The sequence below is a fragment of the Nocardia sp. NPDC127579 genome, from assembly GCF_042672005.1.
Lineage (GTDB): Bacteria > Actinomycetota > Actinomycetes > Mycobacteriales > Mycobacteriaceae > Nocardia.
On record NZ_JBHXVZ010000002.1, the window covers coordinates 112,172 to 131,069 of the forward strand.

An 18,898-nucleotide genomic window follows, 5' to 3' on the forward strand; every position below is an offset into this window, starting at 1 on the left:
GAGTGGAGCCGTCAGCTTACTGACGGGCCCGGCTGTGACCTGCCGCACGGCCGCATCCGGCCGTATTCTGACGTATGACCTTGTCGCGGCGCGCCCTGCTGGCGTTCGGTATGGCCGGGCTGGCCGGTGCGGCGACCGCGAGTAGCGGGCTGTTCCCCGCGCCGCGCTGGCGTGGCACCTACCCGTTCACCCTCGGCGTCGCCTCGGGCGAACCGCTGCCCGACGGCGTGGTGCTGTGGACCCGGCTGGCCCCGGAACCCCTCGCCCCCGACGGGCTCGGCGGTATGCCGCGTTCGCCGGTGACGGTGGAGTACGAGGTGGCGCACGACGAGCGGTTCCACCGGATCGCGGCTCGGGGCGCCGCCGTGGCGACCCGCGAACTCGGGCACAGCGTGCATCCGGAAGTCGGTGGGCTGGAACCGGATCGGTGGTATTACTACCGATTCCGCGCGGGGTCCGCGCTCTCGCCGATCGGCCGCACCCGGACCGCCCCGGCGGCCGGTACCCCTACGGCAAGCCTGCGTTTCGCGGTCGCTTCGTGTCAGTCCTGGGCGTCGGGCTACTACACCGCCTACGAGCACCTGAGCCGCGAGGACCTCGACCTGGTGCTGCACCTGGGCGACTACATCTACGAGCGGGCCTGGAACCATCGCCGCGACGGGACCCCGCCGCAGAGCTTCGCGCGCGGCGAGGCGGTCGATCTGCGCGGCTATCGGCTGCGCTACGCCCAGGCCAAGGCCGAGCAGCCGCTCCAGGCCGCGCATGCCGCGTTCCCGTGGCTGATCACCATGGACGACCACGAGATCGACAACAACTGGGCCGGCGACAATCCCGGACTCGGCTTCGATATCGGGCGGCTGGGCCCGCTGTTCCGGCGTCGGCGCGCGGCCGCCTTCCAGGCGCTCTACGAGCATCAGCCGCTGCGCCTGGCGCAGTTGCCCGCCGGCCCGGATATGCGGCTGCATCGGCGCTACCGGTTCGGTGACCTCGTCGATGTGACCATGCTGGATACGCGCCAGTACCGCAGCGCGGTGCCGTGCAGTCACAGCCCGGTCGCCGACTGCACGGAGCGGTTCGCCGCCGACCGCACCATTCTCGGTGCACCACAGCGGGATTGGCTGATCGACGGGCTGAGCTCGTCACCGACACGCTGGCAGGTACTCGGCAATCAGGTCGCGCTGGGTGAGGTCGATACCGATCCCGGCCCGGCGGTGCGGGTGTCCACCGATGCCTGGGACGGGTATGTGGCCGACCGCAATGCCGTACTCGGAACGGCGGCGCGGCGGCAGGTCCGGAATCTGGTGGTAGTGACCGGCGACAAGCACGAGAACTGCGCGAGTGATCTGCGCGGCGACTACGACCGGCCCGACTCTCCGGTGGTGGGCGCGGAATTCACCGGCACGTCGATCACCACCAACGGTGACGGCGCCGACCTCACCGAGCACGGCCGTCGCCTGCTGGCGGCCAATCCGGATCTGAAGTTCTTCAACGCCCAGCGCGGCTATCTGCGGCTGACCCTCGATGAATCGTTGTGCCGCACCGATTTCCGGGTGGTGCCTTACGTCACCCGGCCGGGCGCGCCCATCACCACGCGCACGAGTTACATCGTTGAGAACGGCGTGCCCGGAACCACCGAAGCCTGAAGTTTGCGGCGGAACCATGCCGCGATCGTTTCCCCTTCTCAAGGTATAGCCGACCCGGGGGCTTGCCGCAAGACCCGGGTCATGCCGCAGAATTGCCCGCCTCGGGCAATTCGAAGAGAGTGGGAGTATCGCTTGAGCGACATCGACGTGATCATCGTGGGCGCGGGACCGGCCGGGCTGACGCTGGCCGCCGAACTGGGGCTGGCGGGCGTGCGCCCGCTGGTACTGGAGAAGCACGCGCTCCCGCGCGATGTGCCCAAGGCCAGCGGCATCGCCGGTCGGATCCTGGACGTGCTGCGCTACCGCGGCATCCTGGACCGTTTCGAAGCGGCCAGCAGCAATCCGCATCTGGCCGCCCGGTTCCCGTTCGGCGGCGTGCACCTGGATCTCACCGGGCTGGCCGATCCGCCGCTGCGTGCGGTGCCGCTGCCGCAGATGGAGATCGAGCGACTGCTCGCGGAACGGGCGGGGGAGCTGGGTGCCGAGATCCGTCGCGGCCACCAGGTGACGGGGGTGAGCCAGGACGAAGGCGCGGTGACCGCGCGGATCGTCGGCCCGGACGGGCCCTACCAGCTGCGTGCGCGGTACCTGGTGGGCTGCGACGGCGGACGCAGCCGGGTCCGGGAACTGGCCGGCATCGGTTTCCCGGGCACCACCTATCCGGAGGTGAACCGGGTGGCGCAGGTCAGCGTGCCCGACTCGGTGCTGCTGGACAACGGCGACCTCGAACTGCCCGGACTGGGCCGGGTGGCGGCGGGATTCACCCGGACCGACCGCGGCATGTTCGCCTTCGCCGCCAATCCCGGCGGGCTGTTCCTGCAGACCGTCGAGGACGACAGCACCGACTACGACGACGACGATCCGCTGACTCTGGCCGAGCTGTCCGCCAGCGTGCAACGTGTCCTCGGCGCGGAGCTACCCATGTCGGATCCGAAGCGGCTGTCCCGCTTCACCTTCAAGGACCGGCAGGCCGAGCGCTACCGGGACGGCCGGATCCTGCTGGCCGGTGACGCCGCGCACCTGCTGCCCGCCACCGGCACCGCGCTCAATGTCGGCATGCTCGATTCGGTCAACCTGGGCTGGAAACTGGCCGCCGCCGTACAGGGTTGGGCGCCCGCGGACCTGCTGGACAGCTACCACGTCGAGCGGCATTTCGCGGGTGCGCGGGCCCGGCTGCAAACCCGGGCGCAGGTGGCGCTGCGGCGCGGCATCGACTCGGCGGCCGACGCGCTGCGGGAGGTCGTGCAGGAACTGCTCGCCGACGCCCCGGCCGCGCGGCGCATCGGCGAGATGATCGCGGGCACGGATGTGCGCTACCCGATGCCCGGTGCCGAAAATCATGCGCTGACCGGTGTCTTCGTGCCGGATCTGGCCCTGCGCACCGAGACCGGAGCGACCACGGTCGCGGCGCTGCTGCCGAGCGGTCGGCCGATCCTGCTGGATCTCGCCGATCGGCCGGAGTTGCGCGCGGTTGCCGCCGCGTGGGCGGACCGGGTCGACATCCACACCGGCAAGGCCGCCGACCACCCGGCCGACGCCCTGCTCATCCGGCCCGACGGGCATATCGCCTGGGCCGCGGCGATCGACGAACCCGCCGCCGACACCCTGCGCGCCGCGCTGACCAGCTGGTTCGGTTCACCCGCGGGGACGTAACCCGACCCGTTCCACCACGGCCGGTTCGGCGAGCGGCAGCAGCGCCAGCAGTATGGCCGCACCGGTCAGGGGGAGGAAGTCCAGGTTCACCGCGGAGACGAGGATGCCCGCCAGCACCAGAGGCGGGCTCCACTTCGGCAGGAGGCCGCGCAACGCCAGCAGCACCGTCAGGGTCACCAGGCCGAGGAAGAACAGTTGCGGGCCCACGGTGTAGAAGGCCGGGCGCACGCCGGGTATGTCGGAGAATTGCCCGCTCATTCGCGACATATCCGCCTTGGTGGTGGCCAGCGCCGCGAACGAGATGTCCGCGGTGAACTGCACGATGGTGGCGGCCAGCCCGATCAGCGTCAGGGCCAGGGTGCCCGTGCGCCATGGTCCCGGCGGCAGCTCGCGCCCCAGATTTCGCACTACCGGGATGAACAACACCATCCCGAGCAGGCCGAACAGATGCGCCGCCTGCCAATCCGGGCCCGGCCCGTAGTGTCCGTCGGCCCGCCCGGCCAATCGGATGACGCCGTACCCGGCCAGGCACAGTGGAGCGGAAAGTAGCAGCAGCCCGGGAAGTTTCACGCTCTCGATCGTGTCAGGGCTCGTTGCCGCGCGCCTCAGGGAAGACCCTGGTTTCCTGCGTAAACGCTACGGCCAGGCCGCACCCGGCGTTCAGCACGGAGAATGTTTCGCGTCCTGTTCATCCTCCGTTGCGCGGCAGATCCTCCGCCCACATTCGGCTCGTTGAACGATCGGGGAGTGCGCATAGTCCAACTGGCGAACTTCTACGGTCCGCGCTCGGGCGGTCTGCGCACCGCGCTGCATCATCTCGGGGCGGGGTACGCGGCGGCGGGGCACGAGGTGGCGTTGATCGTGCCCGGCGCGCGGCGTGCGGAGGAGATCCTGCCGAGTGGGGTGCTGCGGATCACGTTGCCCGCGTTGCCGATTCCCTGGACCGGGGGTTATCGGGCGGCCGATCCGCGGCGGGTCGCCGACGTGCTGGCGGGGCTGCGCCCCGACGTGCTCGAGGTCTCGGATCGGTTGACGCTGCGCGGATTCGGGCGCTGGGCGCGGCGGCGGGAGGTGGCGGGGGTGATGATCTCGCACGAGCGGCTGGATCGGCTGCTCGGTCAGGTCATGCCCGGTTCGGCCGCGCGCCGGCTGGCCGATCTGGCGAATCGGCGCACCGCCGCCGAGTACGACATCGTGGTCTGCACCACCGATTTCGCGCGGGCGGAGTTCCAGCGGATCGACGCGCCGAATGTGGAACTGGTGCCGCTCGGCGTCGACCTCGAGCTGTTCAGCCCGCGTCGGCGCGACGGACGACTGCGTGCGGATCTGGGGGTGCCGGGGCAGCCGCTGCTGGTGCACTGCGGCCGGCTGTCGGTGGAGAAGCGGGTGGATCGCAGCATCGAGGCGATCGGTGAATTACGCCGGGGCGGCATCGATGCGCGGCTGGTGGTGGCCGGTGACGGCCCGCGCCGGGAGGCGCTGGAACGGCGGGCCCGGGCGGTGCCCGACCTGCCGGGCGGGCGTTCCGCCGTTCATTTCACCGGCTTCATCACCGATCGCGCGATGGTCGCGAAACTGCTTGCCACCGCGGATATCTCGCTCGCGCCCGGGCCACATGAGACCTTCGGGCTGGCCGCGCTGGAGGCGCTGGCGGCGGGTACGCCGGTGGTGGCCAGCCGGTCCTCGGCGCTGGCCGACATCGTCACCGCCGACTGCGGTGCCGTCGCGGCCGACGACCCCGCCGCGTTCGCGCACGCCGTCACCGAGGTGCTCGCGCTGCCGCCGCGCGATCGCCGCCGCGCCGCGCGCACCCGTGCGGAGGAGTTCACCTGGCCACGTGCGGTGGACGGGATGCTCGCCGTGCTCGGCCGCTGAGTCAGCCGGGCCGGCAGTCGACGGTGGTGCCGGGCGGGCAGTTGATGTGGGTGTCGAGCACGACCGCGCCGGGGCCCTGCGCGCCGAGCTGATCGCGTTCGTTGACCAGTTTGCAACTGCCCAGCGACAGGCAGCCGCAGCCGATGCATCCGGTCAGATTGTCGCGCAAGCGAATCAGCTGGGTGATGCGGTCGTCGAGATCGCTGCGCCAGGTGGTGGACAGCGTCTCCCAGTCGCGACGGGTGGGCGTGCGGCCCTCGGGAAGTTTGTCCAGGGCCGCGCGAATTTCGCTGAGCGGTATGCCGACTCGCTGTGAGATGCGAATGAAAGCTACGCGCCGCAAGGTTTCTCGCGCGTAGCGGCGTTGATTGCCGCTGGTGCGTCGGCTGGTGATCAGGCCCTCGCGTTCGTAGAAGTGCAACGCGGAGACCGCGACTCCGCTACGCTCGGACAGCTGCCCGGGGGTCAGCTCCTTCGTTCGCCAATCGGCTGTCGACATGCACGCTCCTCCATTCACCTAAACCATACTTCAGGTTAGGGTGGGCTGGGGGTGGAATCGGACCAGCCGTCGGTAACCGAACGACATCCGGGCGAATTCCGTGCTCAGCGGCCCCCGGCGAACTACGGTCGGTTCATGAGAGCAGACGCACAGCCACCCGGCGCCGAATCACGTCTCGGTGTGACCTCCGAGGTCGGCATCCTGCGTACGGTGCTGCTGCACCGCCCCGGCGACGAACTGCGCCGCCTGACCCCACGCAACAACGATCAGCTGCTGTTCGACGGCATCCCCTGGGTCGAGCGCGCACAGCAGGAACACGACACATTCGCTGGGGTGTTGCGTGATCGCGGCGTCGAGGTGCTGCTGCTGTCGGATCTGCTCGCCGAGACACTCGAGGTCAGCGGCGCCGCGCGGATCCAGGGCATCTCCTCGGCGGTGGATGCCCGCAAGCTCGGGCACGCGCTGGCCGACGAACTCGCGGCCTATCTGCGCGGCGTACCCGCCCGGGAACTGGCCGATCTGCTGATGGCCGGCATGACCTTCGACGAACTACCCTTCGGCCCGGACGCCGCCTCACTGGTCCGCCGCATGCACCACGGCGGTGACTTCGTCATCACACCGCTGCCGAACCTGCTGTTCACCCGCGACTCGTCGTTCTGGGTCGGCCCGCGCGTGGCCATCACCTCCCTGGCCCTGCCCGCCCGCATGCGCGAGACCTCGCTCACCGACCTGATCTACGCCTTCCATCCCCGTTTCCTCGGGGTGCGCCGGGCCTACGAATCACATACCGCACCCATCGAGGGCGGCGATGTGCTGCTGCTCGCCCCGGGCGTGGTGGCCGTCGGCGTCGGCGAGCGCACCTCACCGGCCGGCGCGGAAGCGCTGGCGCGCAGCCTGTTCGACGACGAACTGGCGCGCACCGTGCTCGTCGTGCCGATCGCGCAGAACCGCGCCACCATGCACCTGGACACCGTGTGCACCATGGTCGACACCGACGCCGTCGTCATGTACCCGGCGGTGCGCGACACCCTGCAGGCGTTCACCATCCACCGCGAATCCGACGGCGTGGTCAGCATGCGCGGCCCCGACCCGTTCCTGCCCGCCGCCGCCGAAGCCATGGGCATCGGCAAGCTCCGGGTGATCGATACCGGGCTCGACGGCGTCACCGCCGAACGCGAACAGTGGGACGACGGCAACAACACCCTCGCCGTCGCGCCGGGCGTGGTGATCGCCTACGAACGCAACGAAATGACCAATGTGCGGCTCGCCGACGCCGGAATCGAGGTGCTGCCGATCCCCGGATCCGAACTCGGCTCCGGCCGGGGCGGACCGCGCTGTATGTCCTGTCCGCTCTCTCGAGATGCTGTGTGACCCCGCCATGTTCACTGTCACCATCGACCACGAGTCGTCCGTGCCGCCCTACGAGCAACTACGGCTGGGCGTACTGGCCCAGGTCCGCTCCGGCGAGCTGACCGCCGGCACCAAGATCCCGACCGTGCGGGCGCTGGCCGCGCAGCTGGGGCTGGCGCCGAACACCGTGGCCCGCGCCTACCGCGAACTGGAAGCCGACGGGGTACTCGAGACCCGCGGGCGGCAGGGCTCGTTCATCGCCTCCTCGGGCGACCCCACCCGGGACGCGGCCGGTCGCGCCGCCACCGATTTCGTGGCGGCCATCCGGCGGCTCGGCGTCGACGACGAAACCGCGCTGCGCTACATCAGATCCGCGCTCGAAAGCTAACGCCAGCTGGGCAGCCAGAGATGGTCGTGCCAGTTCGACTCGGTGATCGGCAGTGCCGTGAGAATCGGCCACAGCCAGATGAAGTTCGCGATCACCAAGCCCAGGTACAGGCAGATCGTCAGCAGGCCGAGACTGCGGCGTTCACTCGGCAGATACGTGGCCACCGGCGCCATCGGCACCGACCAGCCCGGTCGGCGCAGCACGAACTCCCGGGCCGGACCCAGGATGTCGCCGAGCACCAGCGCCACACCCATCATCAGGAACGGCGCCAGCGCGACCGCGTAGAAGAAGTACATCTGACGGTCCAGGGTGAGGAACCAGGGCAGCAGGGCCGCGCCGTAGCCGGTCAGTACCGCGGCGTAGCGCCAGTCCCGTTTCACGATGGTGCGCCAGATCATCCAGGCCAGTACCGGGAACGCGACCCACCAGATGGCCGGCGTGCCGATCAGCATCACGGCCTTCACGCACGGCGCCGAACCGCAGCCGCTCACATTGCCCGCATAGTGGTAGAGCATGGGGCGCAGGCCCATCGGCCAGGTCCACGGCTTGGACTCCCACGGGTGCTGGTTGCCCGCCGAATTGGTCAGTCCCTCATGGAAATGCAGCGATTCGCCGCTGTAGAACCAGAGTGAGCGCAGCGCGTCCGGCAGGAACGACCAGAAGCCGCCGCGGCCCACCTGATTGCCGACCGCGTAGCGGTAGATACCGTCCTCGCTGGCGAACCAGCCCCAGTAGGTCGCCAGGTACACGCCGAGCGGGATCAGCACCAGCGCGTACAGCGCCGGACCCACATCGCGGACGATGGTGCCGATCCACGGCCGCCGCACCCCGTACGCACGCCGGGCCGCCACATCGAAGAACACGCTCATCAAACCGAACGCCACGATGAAATAGATGCCGGACCATTTGGTGCCGCAGGCCAGGCCGAGCAGCACGCCCGCGCCGAAACGCCACCAGCGCACGCCTAGTCGCGGACCCCAGTCCGTCACCGCGATCCGGCCCTGCGCGTCCGCCAGGGCCAGGCGTTCTCGCATCTGGTCGCGGTCGACGACGAGACAGCCGAAGGCCGCCGTCACGAACAGGGCCATGAAGATGTCGAGCATGCCGATGCGCGAGGACACGAACAGCAGCCCGTCGCAGATGGCCAGGATGCCCGCGATCGCGCCGATCAGCGTCGAGCGGGACAGCCGCCGCACGATCCGGATGATCAACAACACCAGGATCGTTCCCGACAGCGCCGCCGTGAACCGCCATCCCCACGCGTTGTACCCGAACAGCCACTCGCCGATCGCGATCATCTGCTTACCGACCGGCGGATGCACCACCCGCCCGTAGCCGGGGTTGTCCTCCACCCCGCCCCCGGTCAGTATCTGCCAGGCCTCCGGCGCGTAGTGCTTCTCGTCGAAAACCGGCGTGCCGCCCTCGGTCGGATAGTTCAACATGATGAACCGCGTGATCCCCGCGATCACCGTCAAGAACGCCGTCACCAACCACCCGCGCACGGTGTCGGTCGGACCGAAATCCGGGGACACCCGCAACGGCGCGGGACTCGACCAGGGCGGCACGATCCCGAACGGGAAGCTCGGACGGGAGGTCACCTGGGTCACGCACCGATGGTAAGCGGTCGAGCGGACAAGGTCGGTCATCGAGGGCGTTGTTCGCGCACTAGGCTCGGTCGGGCCGGGGACGACGGTTCAGACGGGAGAGTGGTGGCGCAGGATTCGGCGGGTACCGGGCGGTTGGTGCTGGCGGCGACGCCGATGGGCGATATCGGCGACGCGTCGCAGCGGCTGCGGGATGCGCTGGGGTCGGCGGATGTGGTCGCGGCCGAGGACACGCGGCGGACCAGGTCGCTGGCCAAGGCGCTCGGCGTCGAGATCACCGGGCGGGTGGTCAGCTTCTACGACCATGTGGAGGCCGCGCGGATTCCGGCGCTGCTCGCGGATATCGCGGCGGGGCACACGGTGCTGCTGGTCACCGACGCGGGCATGCCGTCGGTGAGCGATCCCGGATACCGGCTGGTGGCGGCCTGTGTCGCGGACGAACTGCCGGTGACCTGCCTGCCGGGACCGTCCGCGGTGACCACCGCACTGGCCCTGTCCGGTCTGCCCGTGGAGCGTTTCTGCTTCGACGGTTTCCCGCCCCGCAAGGGCGGCCAGCGCCGAGAGTGGTTGCGCGCCTTGGCCACCGAACCGCGCGCCTGCGTGTTCTTCGAGGCGCCGCACCGGCTCGCCGACTGCCTGGCCGATGCCGTCGAGGTGCTCGGTCCCGACCGACGCGCCGCTGTCTGCCGCGAACTCACCAAGACCTACGAGGAAGTCAAACGCGGCACGCTCGCCGAACTCGCCGCCTGGGCGGTCGAGGGGGCCCGCGGCGAAATCACCGTGGTCCTCGAAGGCGCCCAGCCGATCTCCGCCGACCCCGCGGACCTCGTCGACCAGGTCCAGGCCCTGATCGACGACGGCATGCGCCTCAAAGACGCCTGTGCCCGGATAGCGGCCGCCCACAACACCTCGCGCCGCGAACTCTACGACGCGGTCCTCGCCGCCCGCCGCACCGAAACCCCCTGAAGCACAATACGGATCGACCAGGTCACCACCGCGACCGCACGGGTGACGTCGCGATTCGAGCTGTGGTTCTCGCCAGTTCGGGCGGGGCCGTGGATGATCGAGGGATGACCACTCTGGAAAGCAAGGCGAAGGCGTTTCTCGAGTTGCACACTCCCGGAGATCCGGTGGTGCTGCCTACGGTGTGGGATGCGTGGTCGGCGGCGCTCGCGGTGGAGGCCGGGTTCGCGGCGCTGACGATCGGGAGTCATCCGCTGGCGGAGTCGATCGGGCGGCAGGACGCCGAGGGGATGACCTTCGCGGAATCGCTGATCCGGGTCCGGCAGATCACCGCGGCGGTGGATGTGCCGATCTCGCTGGATATCGAGGCGGGGTACGGGCTCGAGCCGGCGCAGCTCGTCGAGGGGCTGCTCGAGGCGGGCGCGATCGGCCTGAACATCGAGGACACGGTGCACAGCGAGGGCGGGCGGCTGCGCGGTGCGCAGGAGCACGCCTCGTTCGTGAACGAATTGCGCCGATACGCCGACGCCGCCGGCGTGCACGTCGTGGTCAATGCGCGCACCGACCTGTTCCTCCGCCAGGACGGTGACGAGGCCGACCGCGTCGATCGCGCCGTCGCCCGCCTGAAACTCGCCGCGGAAGCCGGCGCGGATGTCCTCTACCCGGTCGGCCGCCACTCCGACGCCGATCTGCGCCGCCTCACCACCGAACTGCCCTTGCCCGTCAACGCGATCGGTCTCCCCGGCACCCCCGTCAAAGCCCACTACGCCGACCTCGGCGTAGCCCGCATCAGCTTCGGCCCCTTCCTGCAGTCCGCCCTCGCCGACGAAGCCAAACGCCTTCTCGCACAGTGGAAGTGACCGCGGACCCGCCTCGAATCCGAATCGGCTATCGCCGGAGTGCTCGATACCGTTTGAGCAGCGCGGTGATTCGGTCGTAGTCACCTGCCCCGTTCAACTCGCGCAGCAGGTCATCGGGGCAGAGCTCGTACAGGTCGCCCCAGACGCGTTGCCGACGGTTGTCCCAGATGCGGTAACCACCTGGGACTCCGTGGGCGACATAGCGTCGTTTCGCCACGAAGGAACTCAGTCCTTCGGTTCCACGTACCTCGGGTAGACCGGCTCCGGTGCGGGGAGCGGGGTGCCGGGGGTGAGGGGAGTAGGGAGCGCGGCGAAGGTGCGGGACTCCTGGGCGAGCAGGTCCAGGATCTTGGCGGAGGAGCCGGGGAGCACCGGCTGCACCAGGATCGCGACGATGCGGACGACCTCGAGGGTGACGTAGAGGACCGTCGCCATGCGGGCCAGGTCCTCGGGGGTACCGGACTTGCGCAGCGCCCAGGGCGCCTGCGCGGAGAAGTACCGGTTGGTCTCGGCGAGCACCTTCCAGATCGCGTCCAGCGCGAGATGCATCTGCTGGGCGTCGTATTCGGCGCGCACCCGCTCCAGCAGACCTGCGGCCGCATCGAGCAGCGCCCGATCCTCGGCGGTGAACTCGCCCGGCGCCGGCACCTGCGCGTCGCAGTTCTTGTTGACCATGGTGAGACTGCGCTGCACGAGGTTGCCGAACTCGTTGGCCAGATCGGCGTTGATCCGCGAAACGATCGCCTCGTGGCTGTAACTGCCGTCCTGGCCGTAGGAGATCTCGCGCAGCAGGAAGAAACGGAAGGCGTCGAGGCCGTATTCGGCGACCAGTTCCAGCGGGTCGACGACATTGCCGACCGACTTCGACATCTTCTCGCCCTTGTTGTACAGGAACCCGTGCACGAAAACGCGTTTCGGCAGTTCGATTCCGGCCGACATCAGGAACGCGGGCCAGTACACGGTGTGGAAGCGGGTGATGTCCTTGCCGATGATGTGCAGGTCGGCGGGCCAGAACCGTTGGAACGCAGCCGAATCCGGGTCGGGGAAGCCGACGCCGGTGAGGTAGTTGGTGAGCGCGTCCACCCACACGTACATGACGTGATCGGGCTGCCCGGGCACCGGCACGCCCCAGTCGAAGGTGGTGCGCGAGATCGACAGATCCTTCAGACCGGCTTTGACGTAGCTGGTCATCTCGTTGCGCGCCGTGGCGGGCGCGATGAACTCGGGATGCTCCTCGTAGAGCGCGAGCAGCTTGTCCTGGTAGGCCGAGAGCCGGAAGAAGTAGTTGGACTCCTCGGTCCACTGCACGGGGGTCTTGGTCTCGGTGGAGATCCGGCTGCCGTCCTCGAGCAGCGTGGTCTCCTCGTCGGTGTAGAACGCCTCGTCGCGCACCGAATACCAGCCCGAGTAATTGCCCAGGTAGATATCGCCGTTGGCGAGCATCCGCTCCCAGATCGCCACGCACGCGACGCGATGGTCCTCGTCGGTGGTGCGGATGAACCGGTCGAAGGAGATGTCGAGCGATTTGTCCATGGCTTCGAACACGTCGGAGTTACGCGCCGCGAGTTCTTCGACGGGCATACCCTCGGTGGCCGCGGCCTGCTGCATCTTCTGACCGTGCTCGTCGGTGCCGGTCATGAAGAAGACGTCGTACCCGTCGAGCCGCTTGAATCGGGCGAGGGCATCGGTGGAGATGTACTCGTAGGCATGCCCGATATGCGGCGCACCGTTCGGGTAGGCGATGGCCGTGGTGACATAGAAGGCGGGACGGTCAGAGGCGCTCATGCCGACGCCTCGCTGTCGCTCGCTGTCGGCACGACCGCCTTTGCGGCTGTGTTGATGCTTCGCTCGCTTCGCTCGCTCATGGTGTGTCTACTGTAATGGCCGTGCTATTCGTCGCTCACGTGAATATCCCCGTAACCGAGGCGCAGGTATGAGCGCGAAACGGCCCGCGCCGGATTTGCCGGAACCGTTGACCCCGCTCGTCGACGCGCACACGCATCTGGACGCGTGCGGCGCCACCGATGCGGAGTCGACGAAGGTGCTCGTCGACCGGGCCGCCTCGGTCGGTGTCGGCACCATCGTGACCGTCGCCGATGATCTGACGGCCGCGCAGTGGGCGGTCCGGGCCGCGCACTGGGATTCCCGCGTCTACGCGGCCGTCGCACTGCATCCGACCCGCGCGAACGCGCTCGACGACGCCGCGAAGGCAGAACTGGAGCGACTGGCGGCCGATCCGCGGGTGGTCGCGATCGGTGAGACCGGTCTGGACTACTACTGGCCCGGCAAACTCGACGGTTGCGCGGATATCGAAACCCAGATCGAGGGTTTCCGCTGGCACATCGACCTGGCCAAGCGACTGCGCAAGCCGCTGATGATCCACAATCGCGAGGCCGATCACGATCTGCTGACCGTGCTGCTGGACGAGGGTGCGCCGGAAAAGGTGATCTTCCACTGCTTCTCGTCGGACACGAATATGGCGCTGTCGTGTGTGGCCGAGGGGTATGTGCTGAGTTTCTCCGGCACCGTGAGTTTCAAGAACGCGCGTGAACTACGCGAGGCCGCCAAGGTCGTGCCGGACGAGGCGATCCTGGTGGAGACCGACGCGCCGTATCTGACCCCGCATCCGTTCCGCGGTGCGCCGAACGAGTCGTATGTGCTGCCGTACACCGTGCGCGCACTGGCGGAATTGCGCGAGCAGGATCCGGCGGAGCTGGCGAAGATCACCACGGCGAACGCCCGGCGGATCTACGGAATCTAAAACGTCGGCGGTTCGAGCGCGCGCGTTACCACCGTCGGAGCTCGATCCACAAAATGTGGCCCAGATCACTATTCTGGCTCCATTTTGTGATTTACCTGGGGCTGCGATATTCGATCGTGATATTGAAAGCCGCAGCTGCACGGCCTGCGGTTGTCCACTCCCTCCTCCCTCGTTATCGTCCTGTGACCATGTCCCCATTCACGCGGATCAACCAGTCACGCTCCCCGCTGCTCTACGCAGCGGTCGCGGCGTTGCTGATGACGTTGATCGTCGGCTCCGCGCTGGCGATCATGAACCGCAAGCATGTGACAGTCATCGTCGACGGCGCCCAGTCCACCCAGCCGACCATGTCCCGCACGGTCGCCGGCGTACTGCGCGCGGCCGGATTCGATGTCACCGATCGCGACGCGGTGCGCCCCGGGCTGTCCGCCGCCGTGGCCGACGGCGCCACCATCGTGCTGAACCGGGCCCGCGAGGTCACGCTGACCATCGACGGCATGCAGCAGCAGGTGTGGACCACCGGCCTCACGGCAGGTGAGGCACTCGAGCAGTTGAAGATCCCGAACGACCGCTTCGTGGCGCCCGCGCGCAACGCGGCGCTGCCGCTGGCGGGGGCGACCCTCCAGGTCGCGAGCCCGCGTCCGGTGGCCCTGCTGGATGGCATCGGCGCCTTCGTCGATGTCCGGATCGCCGGACGCACCGTCGGCGAAGCGCTGGCCACGGCCGGGATTCCGCTGATCGAGCAGGACTCGGTCGAGCCACCCGCCGACACCGTGCTGACCGACGGCATGCGAATCACGGTGACTCGCAAGCGGGTCGAGAACCTCACCGAGACGCTGCCGCTGGATCCGCCGGAGAACGTCATCGACGACGTCACCATGAACATGAGCCGCACCGTGGTGGAGAACAAGGGCGTGCCCGGCCTGCACGAGGCCACCTTCGCGGTCACCAAGGTCAACGGCGAAGAGGTGGACCGTAAGCAGGTCGCCTCCACTGTCATCGTGCCCGCGCAGCCGAAGACGGTGCGCAAGGGCGCCAAACCGGGCACCGAGGTGCCGCCGGTCAAGGACGGCACGATCTGGGACGCGCTGGCCCGCTGCGAGGCGACGGGTAACTGGTCGATCAATACCGGCAACGGCTATTACGGTGGCTTGCAGTTCGATCAGAGCACCTGGGAACGCCAGGGCGGCTTGAAGTACGCGCCGCGCGCCGATCTCGCGACCCGCGAGGAGCAGATCGCGATCGGGGAAGTGACGCGCGCGCGGCAGGGGTGGGGCGCCTGGCCCGCCTGCACCAGCCGACTCGGTATGTGACACCTCGGAGAAGAGTCTGAGGGTTCTCTGAACAGCGCGGGAATGGCCGAAATCGAACTGTACGCTCGTCCAGATTTTGTTCTGATGGGTCGGGTGTACGAAGGGTTTCGGATGCGAACAGTTCCCGGTTGGAAGCGCGCGATCGCGATCGCCACGCTGTCCGCCAGCGCCGCACTGCTGGTGAATGTGGGCCCCGCGCACGCGGATACGCCCGGCGCGGTGATCGCGGTGACGGCACGGCCGGACGGGTGGCGCGGTATGCCGCAGGGCACGAGCGGCGCGGTGCTCGACTACTGGATGACCGGATCCCGCGGCACCGCACAACCCGCGAGCGGCGCGGTGTTCGTGCCCGCGGGCACGCCGCCGCCGGGCGGCTGGCCGATCATCGCCTACGACCACGGCACCAGTGGCCTCGGCCCGGGCTGCGGCGGCCAGTCCACGCCGCGCAGCCCGCGCGAGGACGCGTTCATCCAGCGCCTGGTCGGGCAGGGATTCGCCGTCGTGGCTCCGGACTATCTGGGCCTGGGTAATTTCGACACCGGTGCGCACCCGTATCTGGAGCAGCGCACCGAGGCCACCGCCACCATCGACCTGTTGCGCGCCGCCCGCGCCACCTATCCCGAGCTGTCGCGCACCTGGGGTGTGATCGGCTTCTCCCAGGGTGGTCAGGCCGCGCTCGGCACCGCCCACCTCCAAGCCGCCTACGCACCCGAACTGGACTTCCGCGGCACCGTCGCGGTCGATCCGGAATCGGATGTGGAGAAGGTGCTGCCGCTCGCCGGTCCGGCTATCCCGCAGGTCGATGGGACCGACGGCGTGCTCGCCTTCTATGTGTCGATTCTCGCCGGGTTGCGGGAGGCGCGACCGGACGTCGATGTCGACAGCTACCTGACGCCGCTGGGCAAGTCGGTGCTGGACGAGGCGAGCAGCGAGTGCATCGGTGACATCTTCGCCCGGGTGAAGGGCATGGGCATCGGTGAACTCATGGCCAAACCGTTGTCCGACAACCGCATCCGCTCTGCCCTGAACGATTACCTGACCGTGCCGACCAGCGGTTACGACGCTCCGATCCTGCTGCTGATCAATGTGACCGACACCGTGGTGCCGTCCCCGCTGCACGGTGCGCTGGTCGCCCAGCTGGCCGCCAACGGGGTGGGCTTCGAGACCATCACCGGCACCGGCCAGCACTGTGAGCTGAACCCGGCGATGTACGCCGGAATCGACCAGTTCCTGGCGCGGATTCAGGCCACACCCACCCAGGCATGACGTCCCGGGACCCGGCGGTTCGCCGCCGCTGGGTCCCGGGCACAGGTGTGCGGGGGTATCGGAGGTAGGTTCTACGGGTGTCCGAATCCGATGTTTCCGCTCGTGGGAGCGCCGCGCTGCTCGGGCCCGCCGAGGTGCGGGTGCTGGCCGAGCGATTCGGCGTCCGGCCGACCAAGCAGCTCGGGCAGAACTTCGTGCACGACGCCAACACGGTGCGGCGGATCGTGGCGGCGGCCGGGGTCGGGCGCGCCGATGTCGTGCTCGAGGTCGGCCCGGGGCTCGGATCGCTGACACTCGCGTTGCTCGATGTGGTCGATTCGGTGGTCGCGGTCGAGATCGATCCGGTACTGGCCGAACATCTTCCGGTGACGGTGGCCGACCGGGCGCCGGAGCTGGCCGATCGGCTCCGGGTGGTCCGGGCCGACGCCATGCGGGTGAGCGCCGCGGAACTGCCCGCGGCGCCGACCGCGCTGGTCGCGAATCTGCCCTACAACGTCGCGGTTCCGGTGCTGCTGCATCTGCTGGCCGAATTGCCGAGTATCACCACGTCTTTGGTGATGGTGCAGGCGGAGGTCGCCGATCGGCTCGCCGCCGAACCGGGTAGCCGTGTGTACGGGGTGCCCAGTGTGAAAGCCGGGTTCTTCGGGCGGGTGCGGCGCGCCGGACATGTTGGTACCCAGGTGTTCTGGCCGGTTCCGCGTGTCGAATCCGGGCTGGTCCGGATCGAGCGCTATGCCGAACCGCCGTGGCCGATCGACGACGCGCACCGCCGCCGTGTCTTCGAGGTCGTCGACGCCGCTTTCGCGCAGCGCCGCAAGACCCTGCGCGCGGCCCTGGCCGGCTGGGCGGGTTCGCCGCCGGAGGCCGAGCGCCGGCTGCTCGCCGCCGGCATCGACCCGACCGCCCGCGGCGAGACGCTCGATACCGCCGCCTACGTCCGCCTCGCCGCCCAGACCTGAGCAGCCGAGGTAATCCGCGCCCGCCTCAGGAGGCGAGCTCGTAGCCCGCCTCGTCGACGGCGGCGGCGACCTCGGCGTCGGAGAGCGCCGCGCCGCTCTCGACCTTGACCAGACCGCTCGCCAGGTCGACATCGACGCTGGTCACTCCGTCGATCTTGCCGATCTCCGAGGAGACCGCGCCGACGCAGTGCGAGCAGGTCATGCCCTTGACGGTGTAGGTGCTGACGGCCATCGCCCAACTCCTTCGCTCATGTGGCCGGGCAACTCCCGGCACGATCCAACATACCCGTAGGGGGTATGTAACGCAATCAGTGTGTCGTGGACCACGAGGGCCAGTTCGCCATGGCCAATTCGGCGACCTCGGCCAGCTCGCCCCGGCTTGCCCCGTCCCGGGACGCTTGCGACATGCCCTGTAGGACGGTGCCCACGTAGCGCGCCAGCGCTCGCGCGTTCGCGTCGGCGGGCAGCAGGCCCGCGTCGATATCGGCCTGGATGTGCTGGGCGAACATCTCGATATTCCGATTGCGCATGTTTCGCAGCATGTCTGCGACCTCCGCGCTGGTGGTGTTCACGCCCGCGCTCATCACCAGGCAGCCGTGCGGACATTCCGGCCGGGTGTACTCCGCGGCCGCCTCGCGCAGCATACGTCGCACCGCGGCGGTCGCGGTGGGCTCCTCTTCCAGTGCGCGCGGCAGGAAGCCGCCGTAGCGGGCGCCGAACGCGCGCACCACCTCGGCGAACAGTGTGGCCTTGTCGCCGAAGGCGGCGTAGAGGCTGGGCGCGCCGATGCCGAGTTCGGCGGTCAGGTCGCCGATCGAGGTGGCCTCGTAGCCCCGGGTCCAGAACAGGCGGACGGCCTTGTCCAGCGCTTCCGCTCGGTCGAAGGAGCGCGGGCGTCCGCGGGCGGTGGTGGCCATGTCAAACATTTTATAACGCTCGCTAGATAATGTGCTAACGTCCCATTCTGTAGTGATCGTTAGAGAAAGGAACCCGGTCATGGGTGCACTGACAGGCAAGACGGCTCTGGTCACCGGCGGCAGCCGCGGCATCGGGCGTGGCATCGCGGAACGGCTGGGCCGCGACGGCGCGCGGGTGGCCGTGCACTACAACGGCAACGAGGAGGCCGCCAAGGCGACCGTGGCCGCGATCGAGGCCGAGGGCGGCTCCGCCTTCGCCGTTCGCGCCGAGCTGGGCGTGCCCGGCGACGCCGCCGCGCTGTGGTCCGCCTTCGACGCGCACGCCGACGGCCTGGACATCCTGGTCAACAACGCGGGCATCGACGGCGTCCGGGAACCGATCGAGGCCACCTCCGAGGCCGACTTCGACCGGGTGTTCGCGATCAACACCAAGGCGCCGTTCTTCGTCACCAAACTCGGCCTGGACCGGCTGCGCGACGGTGGGCGCATCGTGAACGTCTCCACCGGCCTCACCCAGGGCGCGCGAATGCCGGAGCTCATCGCGTACACCATGACCAAGGGCGCGATCGACTCGTTCACCCAGATCCTGGCCAAGCAGGTCGGTGCGCGCGGCATCACCGTCAACGCGGTCGCGCCGGGCGTGATCGACACCGATATGAACGCGGGCTGGCTGCGCAATCCGGAGACCGAGGCCGCGGTGGCGAGCTGGTCCCCGCTCAACCGCGTCGCGCGGCCCGACGATGTCGCCGATATCGTCGGATTCCTGGCCTCGAACGACTCGCGCTGGGTGACGGGGCAGTGGATCGACGCCACCGGCGGCGTCCTGCTGTGACCGAAATATGCCCGC

The 18,898-nt window shown here is 69.0% G+C and carries 19 protein-coding genes; 12 read left to right on the forward strand and 7 right to left on the reverse strand.

Annotated elements, in window-relative coordinates; all coding sequences use genetic code 11:
• Positions 1-74 precede the first annotated feature (74 nt).
• The gene (locus ACFVMC_RS08095; RefSeq protein WP_379208080.1) at positions 75-1,643 is read left to right on the forward strand and encodes an alkaline phosphatase D family protein; all 1,569 of its coding nucleotides are present in this window, start codon (positions 75-77) and stop codon (positions 1,641-1,643) included.
• Between the two features lie 132 nt (positions 1,644-1,775).
• The gene (locus ACFVMC_RS08100) at positions 1,776-3,296 is read left to right on the forward strand and encodes an FAD-dependent monooxygenase (protein ID WP_379208082.1); all 1,521 of its coding nucleotides are present in this window, start codon (positions 1,776-1,778) and stop codon (positions 3,294-3,296) included.
• Here the strand turns inward: ACFVMC_RS08100 and ACFVMC_RS08105 are convergent.
• Complete coding sequence (locus tag ACFVMC_RS08105) at positions 3,279-3,866, reverse strand: hypothetical protein (protein ID WP_379208084.1); 588 nt, start codon at positions 3,864-3,866, stop codon at positions 3,279-3,281. The genes ACFVMC_RS08100 and ACFVMC_RS08105 overlap by 18 nt on opposite strands.
• A 177-nt stretch (positions 3,867-4,043) precedes the next feature.
• Here ACFVMC_RS08105 and ACFVMC_RS08110 point away from each other — a divergent pair, with 177 nt between their 5' ends.
• Positions 4,044-5,171 carry a glycosyltransferase gene (locus ACFVMC_RS08110; protein ID WP_379209455.1) on the forward strand — a complete coding sequence of 376 codons (1,128 nt, stop codon included), beginning with the start codon at positions 4,044-4,046 and terminating at the stop codon, positions 5,169-5,171.
• A 1-nt stretch (position 5,172) separates the two neighbouring features.
• Here the strand turns inward: ACFVMC_RS08110 and soxR are convergent, their stop codons facing one another.
• A complete protein-coding gene (gene soxR / locus ACFVMC_RS08115) occupies positions 5,173-5,670 on the reverse strand; it encodes a redox-sensitive transcriptional activator SoxR (RefSeq protein WP_379208085.1) in 498 nt (165 codons plus the stop codon).
• Between the two features lie 135 nt (positions 5,671-5,805).
• Here soxR and arcA point away from each other — a divergent pair, with 135 nt between their 5' ends.
• Positions 5,806-7,041: an arginine deiminase gene (arcA, locus tag ACFVMC_RS08120; protein ID WP_379208087.1), complete on the forward strand. Its 1,236-nt coding sequence runs from the start codon at positions 5,806-5,808 to the stop codon at positions 7,039-7,041.
• Between the two features lie 7 nt (positions 7,042-7,048).
• Positions 7,049-7,408 (forward strand): GntR family transcriptional regulator, encoded by a 360-nt coding sequence (locus tag ACFVMC_RS08125; RefSeq protein WP_379209457.1) that lies wholly within the window; start codon positions 7,049-7,051, stop codon positions 7,406-7,408.
• Here ACFVMC_RS08125 and ACFVMC_RS08130 read toward each other — a convergent pair.
• On the reverse strand, positions 7,405-9,054 hold the full coding sequence (locus tag ACFVMC_RS08130) for a dolichyl-phosphate-mannose--protein mannosyltransferase (RefSeq protein WP_379208089.1): 1,650 nt from the start codon (positions 9,052-9,054) through the stop codon (positions 7,405-7,407). The two genes, ACFVMC_RS08125 and ACFVMC_RS08130, sit on opposite strands and share 4 nt — an antisense overlap.
• A 63-nt stretch (positions 9,055-9,117) precedes the next feature.
• Here ACFVMC_RS08130 and rsmI point away from each other — a divergent pair, with 63 nt between their 5' ends.
• On the forward strand, positions 9,118-9,978 hold the full coding sequence (gene rsmI, locus ACFVMC_RS08135; RefSeq protein WP_379208091.1) for a 16S rRNA (cytidine(1402)-2'-O)-methyltransferase: 861 nt from the start codon (positions 9,118-9,120) through the stop codon (positions 9,976-9,978).
• Between the two features lie 104 nt (positions 9,979-10,082).
• Entirely contained in the window at positions 10,083-10,835 is a 753-nt protein-coding gene (locus tag ACFVMC_RS08140) for an isocitrate lyase/phosphoenolpyruvate mutase family protein (protein ID WP_379208092.1), read from the forward strand.
• Between the two features lie 28 nt (positions 10,836-10,863).
• Here ACFVMC_RS08140 and ACFVMC_RS08145 read toward each other — a convergent pair whose 3' ends face one another.
• Both ACFVMC_RS08145 and metG read right to left on the reverse strand, forming a co-directional pair.
• Positions 10,864-11,052 (reverse strand): hypothetical protein, encoded by a 189-nt coding sequence (locus ACFVMC_RS08145; protein ID WP_379208094.1) that lies wholly within the window; start codon positions 11,050-11,052, stop codon positions 10,864-10,866.
• 8 nt (positions 11,053-11,060) lie between these two features.
• Positions 11,061-12,620, reverse strand: a complete 1,560-nt coding sequence (gene metG, locus ACFVMC_RS08150) for a methionine--tRNA ligase (RefSeq protein WP_379208096.1) — start codon at positions 12,618-12,620, stop codon at positions 11,061-11,063.
• A 148-nt stretch (positions 12,621-12,768) separates the two neighbouring features.
• Between metG and ACFVMC_RS08155 the strand changes: the two genes are divergently transcribed.
• The 4 genes from ACFVMC_RS08155 (at position 12,769) to rsmA (ending at position 17,134) form a co-directional block, all read left to right on the forward strand.
• Positions 12,769-13,596, forward strand: a complete 828-nt coding sequence (locus tag ACFVMC_RS08155) for a TatD family hydrolase (RefSeq protein WP_379208097.1) — start codon at positions 12,769-12,771, stop codon at positions 13,594-13,596.
• Between the two features lie 188 nt (positions 13,597-13,784).
• Positions 13,785-14,909 (forward strand): transglycosylase family protein, encoded by a 1,125-nt coding sequence (locus ACFVMC_RS08160; protein ID WP_379208099.1) that lies wholly within the window; start codon positions 13,785-13,787, stop codon positions 14,907-14,909.
• A gap of 111 nt (positions 14,910-15,020) precedes the next feature.
• Positions 15,021-16,175 carry an alpha/beta fold hydrolase gene (locus ACFVMC_RS08165; protein ID WP_379208101.1) on the forward strand — a complete coding sequence of 385 codons (1,155 nt, stop codon included), beginning with the start codon at positions 15,021-15,023 and terminating at the stop codon, positions 16,173-16,175.
• A 77-nt stretch (positions 16,176-16,252) separates the two neighbouring features.
• Positions 16,253-17,134, forward strand: a complete 882-nt coding sequence (rsmA, locus tag ACFVMC_RS08170) for a 16S rRNA (adenine(1518)-N(6)/adenine(1519)-N(6))-dimethyltransferase RsmA (RefSeq protein WP_379208103.1) — start codon at positions 16,253-16,255, stop codon at positions 17,132-17,134.
• Positions 17,135-17,159: 25 nt separating this feature from the next.
• On the opposite strand, the gene ACFVMC_RS08175 is transcribed toward rsmA, so the two are convergent.
• Positions 17,160-17,366, reverse strand: coding sequence for a heavy-metal-associated domain-containing protein (locus ACFVMC_RS08175; protein WP_379208104.1), 207 nt, complete (start codon positions 17,364-17,366; stop codon positions 17,160-17,162).
• 76 nt (positions 17,367-17,442) lie between these two features.
• Positions 17,443-18,051: a TetR/AcrR family transcriptional regulator gene (locus tag ACFVMC_RS08180; RefSeq protein WP_379208106.1), complete on the reverse strand. Its 609-nt coding sequence runs from the start codon at positions 18,049-18,051 to the stop codon at positions 17,443-17,445.
• Positions 18,052-18,130: 79 nt separating this feature from the next.
• Between ACFVMC_RS08180 and ACFVMC_RS08185 the strand changes: the two genes are divergently transcribed.
• Positions 18,131-18,883: an SDR family oxidoreductase gene (locus tag ACFVMC_RS08185; RefSeq protein WP_379208108.1), complete on the forward strand. Its 753-nt coding sequence runs from the start codon at positions 18,131-18,133 to the stop codon at positions 18,881-18,883.
• The last annotated feature ends 15 nt before the right edge of the window (positions 18,884-18,898 follow it).